We start from the raw sequence: 8,812 nt of genomic DNA, 5'->3' as shown, positions 1-8,812 counted from the left end.
GCTTGCGGCCGAACCGGTCGGAGAGCAGTCCGCCGACCGGTTGCAGCAGGGCGAAGAACGCCAGGGAGAGCGCCCCCGCCAGCAGCGACCCGGCCGAGACACCGGAGTCAGGGCCCGCGGCGTCACCGTCGCGACCACCCGCCGCCCGGCGCCCGTTACGCCAGCTCCTCGCGGCCTCCGTCGGCAACGCCGTGGAGTGGTACGACTGGTACGCCTACACCTTCCTCGCCGCGTACATCGCGAACCAGGTCTTCCCCCGGAGCGCGGGGAACTCCCTCGTCCCCCTCCTGTCGGCCTTCGCCGTCTTCGCCGTCGGCTTCTTCATGCGTCCCGTGGGCGGACTCCTGATGGGCGCGCTCGCCGACCGGCGCGGACGGCGGGCCGCCCTCACGGCGACGATCCTGCTCATGGGCGGCAGCAGCCTGCTGGTCGGCCTCACCCCGACGTACGCGGCGGCCGGCGTCCTCGCCCCCGTCGTGCTGGTCATCGCCCGTCTGCTCCAGGGCCTGTCGGTGGGCGGGGAGTTCGCGGCCTCGACCACCTTCCTCGTCGAGTCGGCGGGACCCGGCCGGCGCGGCCTGTTCTCCTCCTTCCAGTACGTCTCCACCTCCGCCGGCCAGCTCGCCGCCTCGGGCATCGCCGCCCTGCTGGTCGGCCAGCTGGGCGAGGACCGGATGAACGGCTGGGGCTGGCGCGTCCCGTTCCTGCTCGGCGCGGTGTTCAGCCTCGCCGGGTTCTGGATCCGCCGGGGCGCGGAGGAGACCCGGAGCGCCGCGCAGCGCGAGGCCCCGCGGCCGGGGCTCTTCGACGCCCTGCGCCACCACCCCCGGGCTTCGCTGCTGATCGGTGGCATCACGGCCGGCGGCACGCTCGCGTACTACACGTGGACCTCCTACCTGCCGACGTACGCCGAGCTCAACACCGGTATCGACAAGGCGGACGCGCTGCTGGCGGGGACGCTCTCCCTGGCGTTCTTCGCCCTGCTGCAACCGGTCGGCGGACTGCTCTCCGACCGGTTCGGCCGCAAGCCCTCGCTGCTCTTCTTCGGCATCGGGTTCGCGGTCCTCGGAGTCCCGCTGCTGCGCTCGCTCGACGGGTCGTTCCTCTCGCTGCTCCTCGTCCAGTGCGCGGGCATGGTGCTGCTGACCGGCTTCACCTCGATCTCCGCCGCCGTCAACGCGGAGATGTTCCCCGCCCGGGTGCGGGCGGCCGGGATCGGCTTCCCGTACTCGCTGACGGTGGCGCTGTTCGGCGGCACGGCGCCGTACGTCGGCACGCTCTTCAAGGAGTGGGACGTCCCGGGGGCGTTCCCCTGGTACGTGGCCGCGCTGTGCCTGGTCTCCTCGGCGGTGTACCTCCGGCTGCCGGAGACCGCCCACCGCGACCTGGACCGCTGACCGCCGACCGCAGACGCCGAAGGGCCGGCGGTCCGTGGGGGACCGCCGGCCCGGGTGCGCCGGTCGAACGGGTGGGGCGAGTGCGGTCAGAAGACGCTCACGCCGTACGCGCTCAGCGCCTCGGTCACCGGCTGGAAGAAGGTGGTGCCGCCGCTGGAGCAGTTGCCGCTGCCGCCGGAGGTCAGGCCCAGCGCGGTGGTGCCGGAGAAGAGCGCGCCGCCGCTGTCGCCGGGCTCGGCGCAGACGTTGGTCTGGATCAGGCCGTAGACGACGTCGCCGCCGCCGTAGTTGACGGTCGCGTTGAGGCCGGTGACCGTACCGCTGCGCAGGCCGGTGGTGCTGCCGCTGCGCTGCACCGACTGGCCGACGGAGGGGTTGCCCGCGCCGGTGATGTCACGGTAGCTGCCGTTGTAGAGGTAGACCCGGCCGTCCGCCGCCGAGGCGTTGGAGTGCCGGATGATGCCGTAGTCGTTGTTCGGGAAGCTGGAGCCCGCCCGGGTGCCGAGCACCGTGGTGTTGCCCGAGTTGGTGTACCAGGTGCTGCCGATGTTGGTGCAGTGGCCGGCGGTCAGCGCGTAGTACGTGGAGCCGCTGCGGACGTTGAAGCCGAGCGAGCAGCGTCCGCCGCCCGCGTAGATGGCCTGGCCGCCCGCGATGAGCTTGTTGAACGTGCCGTTGGTCCGCTTGATCTCCAGGCTGCCGGCGCGGTCGCCCGCCGCCTTCTTGATCTTGGCGATCTCGGCGGCGGAGACGGTGGAGTCGGCGGTGAGGACGATCTTCCCGGTGGCCTGGTCGGTGTACCACGCGGTGCCGGGCACGTCGGCTCCGCGTACCGCCCGGTCGGCGGCGGCGAGTTGGGCGGTGGTGGCCCGGCCCTCCACCGCGGTGGCGGCGTTCGAGGCGGGGACTGCAAGCGCCGAGGCGGCGAGCAGGGCCGAGGCCACGGCGATCAGCCGTGCGCCCTTGGCCGCGCCGCCGAGGGGGGACAGACGCTTGAGGTTCACTGGATCCTCCGGTGGGGGAGTGGGGGGACCCCGCCCTGGTCGAGCACCCCGACGACGCCGAGCGCAACGCCGCCACCCGCGCGTACCTCGCCCAGCTCCTCGACAGCGGGTGCACCCGGCCCGCGTGGTGCCTGGTCGCCGAGGACGGCGACGGCCGCCTCACCGGCAGCGTGGTCCTGTGGACCCTGCCGGGACAGGAGGTCCCGCTCGCCCTGGTGCTGTTCGAGGCGCCGCGGGACGCTCCGGAGACCGCCGCCGCGCTGCTCGACGCGGCGGCCGCCACAGCCCGGGAGCTGGGCGCGACGGAGCTGGAGCACGTCGTCGACTCCCCCGCCCAGGCCCCGCAGTTCCAGCGGAACCCGGAGGACCGCGGCGAGCTGCTGCGGGCGTCCGGCTTCGGCGTGATCCGCGACGGACGCCGGTTCGTCCACCGGGCCCCCGGCGCACCGGGCGCGCTGCCCGCGGACGACCCCCGGCTCACCTTCCGCTCGCTCGCCGAACTCGGCCCCGGGCCCTTCGTCGAGGCCCTCGCCGAACTGCTCGCGGACACCGCGGACGCCCGCCTCGCGGCCGACGTGCGGCAGCACGGCGCCCGGCGCGCGGCCGAGCTGCTCTTCGAGGAGACGGCCGAGCTGAAGCACGAGCCCGGCTGGTGGGAGCTGGGCTACGCCGCGGACGGCACGGTCGCCGTGATCAGCCTGCCCGCCGAGAACCCCGCCGTCGCGGTGATCGGTTTCGTCGGCGTCGTCCCCGCCCACCGGGGCCAGGGGTACGCCACCTCGGTCGTGGTCCGGGGCACACGCGTCCTGGCCGCCGCCGGGGCCACCGAGATCCGCGGCGACTGCGACGCCGCGAACGTGGCGATGGCCAGGGCCTTCGCCCGCGCCGGGTACGTGAACTTCGCCGACCGCCTGGAGTTCTCCCGCGCTCTCTGAGCCCGCGCCCTCCGAGCCCGCGCCGCAGAGCCTCGCCTCCCGAACCGCCCCCGGGCCGGGCACGCCCAGGGGCCGCCCCGCGCGTCCTCGCGCGGGGCGGCACCTGGCATACGCCGACGGGCTACCGGCCGTAGTACGCCCGGGTCATCAGCTCCTTCATCTCGTCGATCATCGGCATCCGCGGGTTCGCCGGCGCGCACTGGTCGGCGTAGGCGTTCATCGCCTGCTGCGGCAGGGCCGCGAGGAAGGCGGCCTCCTCGACGCCTTCCTCCTGGAAGGAGGCGGGGATGCCGCAGCGGGCGCGCAGCTCCTCGACCGCCCGGGCGTAGGACTCCACGCCCTCCTCCGGGGTCGCGGCCGGCAGGCCGAGCATCCGCGCGATCTCCTGGAAGCGCTCCGGGGCCCGGTAGACCTCGGCCTTCGGCCAGGGCACGGCCTTGTGGGTGACGGTGCCGTTGTGGCGGATCACGTGCGGGAGCAGCAGCGCGTTGGTCCGGCCGTGGGCGACGTGGAAGGTGTTGCCGAGGGTGTGGGCCATGGCGTGGACCAGGCCGAGGAAGGCGTTGGCGAAGGCCATGCCGGCGATGGTGGACGCGTTGTGCATCTTCTCGCGGGCCTCGGGCGCCCGGGCTCCCTCCGTCACGCAGGTCTCCAGGTTCTCGAAGATCAGCTTGATCGCCTGGAGGCACTGGCCGTCGGTGAAGTCGTTCGCGTAGGCGGAGACGTAGGCCTCGGTGGCGTGGGTGAGGGCGTCGAAGCCGGAGTCGGCGGTGACCGTGGGCGGCAGGTGGAGCGGGAGTTCCGGGTCGACGATGGCGACGTCCGGGGTGAGCGCGTAGTCGGCGAGCGGGTACTTCTGGGCGGCCTCCGGGTCGGAGATCACCGCGAAGGGGGTGACCTCGCTGCCGGTACCCGAGGTGGTCGGGATCGCGACGAGCCTGGCCTTCTCGCCGAGCCTGGGGAAGCGGTAGGCGCGCTTGCGGATGTCGAAGAACTTCTCCCGGGTGTCCGCGAACTCGACCTCGGGCCGTTCGTACATCAGCCACATGATCTTCGCCGCGTCCATCGGGGAGCCGCCACCGAGGGCGATGACGGTGTCGGGGCGGAACTCGCGCATGGCGGCGGCGCCGGCCCGGACGGTGGCGAGCTCGGGGTTGGGCTCGACGGAGTCGATGACCTGGACGGTGACCGGCTCGGGGCGGCCGTTCAGGATGTCGGTGACCTTCCGGAGGAGGCCGATCTCGCCCATGGTCCGGTCGGTGACGACCGTGACCCGTTCCAGGCCCTCCATCTCGCCGAGGTAGCGGAGGGCGCCCCGCTCGAAGTAGATCTTCGGCGGGACCTTGTACCACTGCATGCTCGTGTTGCGCCGTCCGATCCGCTTGATGTTGATCAGGTCGGCCGCGGTGACGTTGCCGGAGACGGAGTTGTGCCCGTACGAGCCGCAGCCGAGGGTGAGGGAGGGCAGGAAGGCGTTGTAGACGTCGCCGATGCCGCCGAAGGTGGAGGGGGCGTTGACGATGACCCGGACCGCCTTGACGCGCCGGCCGAACTCCTCGGCGAGGGCCTCGTCCTCGGTGTGGACGGCGGCGCTGTGGCCGAGGCCGTGGAACTCGACCATGCGGGCGGAGAGGGCGAGGCCGTGCTCGGTGGAGTCGGCGCGCAGGACGGCGAGGATCGGGGAGAGCTTCTCGCGGGTGAGGGGTTCGCCCTCGCCGACCTCGGCGCATTCGGCGAGGAGGACCGAGGTGCCCTCGGGGACCTCGAAGCCGGCCTGTGCGGCGATCCAGTGGGGGGACCTGCCGACGACGGCCGCGTTGAGCTTCGCGCCGGCGCAGTCGGTGGCGTGGGCGGTGGTGCCGAAGACGTACTCCTCCAGCTTGGTCTTCTGGGCGGCGGTGAGGACGTGGCCGCCGAGGCGCTCGAACTCGGCGATGCCGTCCTCGTACACCTCGGTGTCGAGGATGGCGGCCTGTTCGGAGGCGCAGATCATGCCGTGGTCGAAGGCCTTGGAGAGCACGATGTCGTGGATCGCCCGGGGGAGCTTCGCGCTCTTGGTGACGTACGCGGGGACGTTGCCCGCGCCGACGCCGAGGGCGGGCTTGCCGCACGAGTAGGCGGCCTTGACCATGGCGTTCCCGCCGGTGGCGAGGATGGTGGAGACGCCCTCGTGGTGCATCAGGAGGCCGGTGGCCGCCATGGAGGGCTCCTCGATCCACTGCACGCAGCCGGCGGGCGCGCCGGCGGCGACGGCGGCGTCGCGGACGATCCGGGCGGCCTCGGCCGAGCAGTGCTGGGCGGAGGGGTGGAAGGCGAAGACGATCGGGTTGCGGGTCTTGAGGGCGATGAGCGCCTTGAAGACGGTGGTCGAGGTGGGGTTGGTGACGGGGGTCATCGCGCAGATCACGCCGACGGGTTCGGCGATCTCGGTGATGCCGTTCAGCTCGTCGCGGCGGATGACTCCGGCGGTCTTCAGGCCGGCCATCGCGTGGCTGACGTGCTCGCAGGCGAAGAGGTTCTTGACGGCCTTGTCCTCGAAGACGCCCCGGCCGGTCTCCTCGACGGCGAGCTTCGCCAGGTCGCCGTGGGCGCTCAGCGCGGCGAGCGAGGCCTTCTTGACGATGTGGTCGACCTGTTCCTGGTCGAGGTCCGCGAACCGGTCGAGCGCCCCGAGGGCCTCCCGTACCAGTCCGTCCACCCTCTCCTCGGTCTCCATGGCCGGCTCTCCTTCGTGGGTCCCGGTTTCTCCTGTGTCTCCATTCGACACCCGGTGACCTGCGAGAAGGGGCGGAAAAGGGCCTGGAGGGAGGGGCCGGAAGTCCCTTTGTGAAGGGATTCACAAAGGGGCTCTCCCGGGGTGTGCGGTCAGGCCGTGGCCAGGCGCCGCTCGCCCGCCGCGACGGCGGTGTCGAGGGTGTTCCCCGGCGGCGGGAACGGGCAGATGAAGTGGTCGGCGAAGGCGCACGGCGGCAGCAGTGCGCGGTTGAGGTCGACCGTCACCGAGCCGTCCGCCGCCGGGGCGGCCGGGCGCAGGAAGCGGAAGCGGTAGCTGTCCCGGCCGCTGGTGGCGTCGGCGAAGACCGCCCACAGGGAGCCGTCGTCCTCGACGGCCACCTGGAGGGTGTGCTCACCGCCGTGCAGTGCGAAGGCCAGTTCGCCGGAGAGCCCGAGGCCCCGCTCGCGGCCGTCGGCGTTCTCCACCCGGACGCTGCGCGTCGCCTCGTACGGGCGGAAGACGCCGGGCACCACCCAGCGCTCGTCGTACGGGGTGGCCTCGATGCCCCGGAAGGCGGTACGCGCCCCGGAGCCGGGGTCGAAGTCCCGTACGGCCCAGAGTCCTTCGCGGCGCAGTACGACGAGACGCCGGCCCGCGGACGCGGCGCGGGACTCGTGGATCGGGCCGTGGTCGGCGGTGAGCCGGACCGTGCCGGTGAAGGGCTCGCCGTCGACGGTGATCCCGTCCTCGGCGGCGGCGCTGAGGAGCACCTCGTCGCCGTCCTCCCGCCACTCCCCCGGAACGCCCGGAATCCGTCCCTCCGAGACGTCCGCGAGCCAGTGGGTGCCCGTGAGGGAGAGCGGCCCGTACGAGGAGGAGACCGCGGCCTCCCGCTGCTCGTGCCAGTGCCGCCACTCCTGCCGCGGGTCGGCCGCCGCGTCCGTGCCCGTACCCGTACCTCTGTCGTCGTGCCTGCTCATGGTGCTCAACCCTTCCACACGGGCTCGGGAAGCCCGAGGTGCGACCGGAGCGTCGTGCCGGAGTACTCCGTCCGGAAGACGCCCCGCTCCTGGAGCAGCGGCACGACCCGGTCGACGAACTCGTCGAGGCCGCCGGGGGTGAGGTGCGGGACGAGGATGAAGCCGTCGGCCGCGTCCGCGGCGACGAACTCCTCCAGGGCCGCCGCCACGGTCGCCGGGCTGCCCACGAAGGACTGCCGGCTCGTGGACTCGACGACCGTCTGGCGGATCGACAGGCCCTTGGCCTCGGAGAGGGCTCGCCACTTCCTGGCCACCCCGACCGGGTCGGCGACCCGCACCCGGCCCTGGACGAGGGTCGAGTCGGGGTCGGGGTCGACGTCGGGCAGCGGGCCGTCCGGGTCGTAGCCGGAGAGGTCGCGGCCCCAGACCTGCTCCAGGGCGAGGATCGCGTTCTGCGGGGAGACCTGCCGGCGGCGGATCTCCCCGGCGCGTTCCTGCGCCTCGGCGTCGGTGTCCCCGAGGACGTAGGTCACGCCGGGCATGATCCGCAGGTCGCCGGGCTCCCTGCCGTACCGGGCGAGCCGTCCCTTGACGTCGGCGTAGAACGCGCGGCCCGCCTCCAGGGTGGAGTGCCGGGTGAAGACCACGTCGGCGGCGGAGGCCGCGAACTCCCGGCCCTCGGCGGAGTCGCCCGCCTGGATGACGACCGGGTGCCCCTGCGGGGAGCGCGGAACGGTGAACTCGCCCTCGATCCCGAACTGCGGCCCGCTGTGGACGAAGGGCCGCTGCCGGCCCTCCGGGGTCCAGGAGTCCCACAGCTCCCGGGCCGTGGCGAGGAACTCGGCGGCCCGGGTGTACCGGTCGGCCCGGTCCAGGAAGCCGCCGCGCCGGAAGTTCTCGCCGGTGAAGGCGTCCGAGGAGGTGACGACGTTCCAGGCGGCCCGGCCCGCGCTGAGGTGGTCGAGCGAGGCGAGCCGCCGGGCGAGTTCGTACGGCTCGTTGAAGGTGGCGTTGACCGTGCCGGCCAGGCCGAGCCGGTCGGTGACGGCGGCGAGCGCGTTCAGGACGGTGACCGACTCGGGCCGGCCGACGACGTCGAGGTCGTGGATGCGTCCGTTGTGCTCGCGCAGCCGCAGCCCCTCCGCCAGGAAGAAGAAGTCGAAGAGGCCGCGCTCCGCGGTCCTGGCGAGGTGCTCGAAGGAGGAGAAGTCGATCTGCGATCCGGAGTGCGGATCGTCCCAGACGGTGGTGGAGTTGACGCCGGGGAAGTGCGCGGCGAGGTGGATCCGCCGGCGTCCCTCGCGGGCGCTCATGCGGGGGCTCCCGTCGTCGCGCGGGCCTCGGTGGCGTACTGGCTGACGGGGCGGACGAGCCCCAGGTGGTCGCGGAGGGTGGTGCCCGCGTACGACGTGCGGAAGAGGCCGCGGTCGCGCAGCCGGGCGACGGTGCCGGCGGTGAACCGCTCCAGGTCCCGCTCGGGGACCGCGGGCACCAGGTGGAAGCCGTCGACGGCCCCGCCGCCGTGCCAGCCCGCGATCAGTTCGGCGAGCGCCCCGGGCCCGCCCTCGTACGCGTCGAGGTCGACGGTCGCCGAGAGCAGGACGCGGAGCTGTTCGGGGTCCCGGCCGTGGGCGCGGGCTCCCTGGCGCAGTTCGGCGCGCAGGGCGGCGGCCTCCTCGGCGGAGGAGGCCCTGATGAGGGCCACGTCGGCGTGCTGGGCGGCGGTGTCGCGGGCAGCGGGGCGGGTGGCGTCGACGACGGTGACGGGGTTGCCCTGCGG

8 protein-coding genes are annotated in these 8,812 nt (G+C 73.4%); 2 read left to right on the top strand and 6 right to left on the bottom strand.

Translation table 11 applies throughout. The features are described from left to right. On the bottom strand, nucleotides 1-187 hold a 187-nt coding region (locus EAO70_RS38520; protein WP_222723481.1), incomplete at its 3' end, for a hypothetical protein. Between the two features lie 4 nt (nucleotides 188-191). Here EAO70_RS38520 and EAO70_RS23325 point away from each other — a divergent pair. After that, a complete protein-coding gene (locus EAO70_RS23325) occupies nucleotides 192-1,397 on the top strand; it encodes an MFS transporter (protein ID WP_261992996.1) in 1,206 nt (401 codons plus the stop codon). A gap of 86 nt (nucleotides 1,398-1,483) precedes the next feature. Here EAO70_RS23325 and EAO70_RS23320 read toward each other — a convergent pair whose 3' ends face one another. Then, on the bottom strand, nucleotides 1,484-2,401 hold the full coding sequence (locus EAO70_RS23320) for a S1 family peptidase (protein WP_148004752.1): 918 nt from the start codon (nucleotides 2,399-2,401) through the stop codon (nucleotides 1,484-1,486). Nucleotides 2,402-2,412: 11 nt separating this feature from the next. On the opposite strand from EAO70_RS23320, the gene EAO70_RS23315 reads away from it, so the two are divergent. Next, the gene (locus EAO70_RS23315) at nucleotides 2,413-3,336 is read left to right on the top strand and encodes a GNAT family N-acetyltransferase (protein WP_261992995.1); all 924 of its coding nucleotides are present in this window, start codon (nucleotides 2,413-2,415) and stop codon (nucleotides 3,334-3,336) included. A 121-nt stretch (nucleotides 3,337-3,457) separates the two neighbouring features. Here the strand turns inward: EAO70_RS23315 and adhE are convergent, their stop codons facing one another. The 4 genes from adhE to EAO70_RS23295 all read right to left on the bottom strand — a co-directional run. After that, a complete protein-coding gene (adhE, locus tag EAO70_RS23310) occupies nucleotides 3,458-6,103 on the bottom strand; it encodes a bifunctional acetaldehyde-CoA/alcohol dehydrogenase (protein WP_410091308.1) in 2,646 nt (881 codons plus the stop codon). Between the two features lie 98 nt (nucleotides 6,104-6,201). Continuing rightward, nucleotides 6,202-7,032, bottom strand: a complete 831-nt coding sequence (locus EAO70_RS23305; protein ID WP_148004749.1) for a DUF1684 domain-containing protein — start codon at nucleotides 7,030-7,032, stop codon at nucleotides 6,202-6,204. Nucleotides 7,033-7,037: 5 nt separating this feature from the next. Continuing rightward, nucleotides 7,038-8,345 (bottom strand): NtaA/DmoA family FMN-dependent monooxygenase, encoded by a 1,308-nt coding sequence (locus EAO70_RS23300; RefSeq protein ID WP_148004748.1) that lies wholly within the window; start codon nucleotides 8,343-8,345, stop codon nucleotides 7,038-7,040. Further along, on the bottom strand, nucleotides 8,342-8,812 hold a 471-nt coding region (locus EAO70_RS23295), incomplete at its 5' end, for an LLM class flavin-dependent oxidoreductase (RefSeq protein ID WP_148005311.1). The genes EAO70_RS23295 and EAO70_RS23300, both read right to left, overlap by 4 nt.

This window comes from Streptomyces sp. adm13(2018), assembly GCF_008042145.1.
GTDB lineage: Bacteria > Actinomycetota > Actinomycetes > Streptomycetales > Streptomycetaceae > Streptomyces.
The sequence above is the reverse complement of the archived record's forward strand: the minus strand, read 5'-3'. Positions and strand labels throughout refer to the sequence as shown.

Excerpts from the sequence above, each read along its gene's own strand:
- EAO70_RS23305 (WP_148004749.1), bottom strand. The coding sequence starts at position 7,032 with ATGAGCAGGCACGACGACAGAGGTACGGGTACGGGCACGGACGCGGCG.
- EAO70_RS23300 (WP_148004748.1), bottom strand. The coding sequence starts at position 8,345 with ATGAGCGCCCGCGAGGGACGCCGGCGGATCCACCTCGCCGCGCACTTC.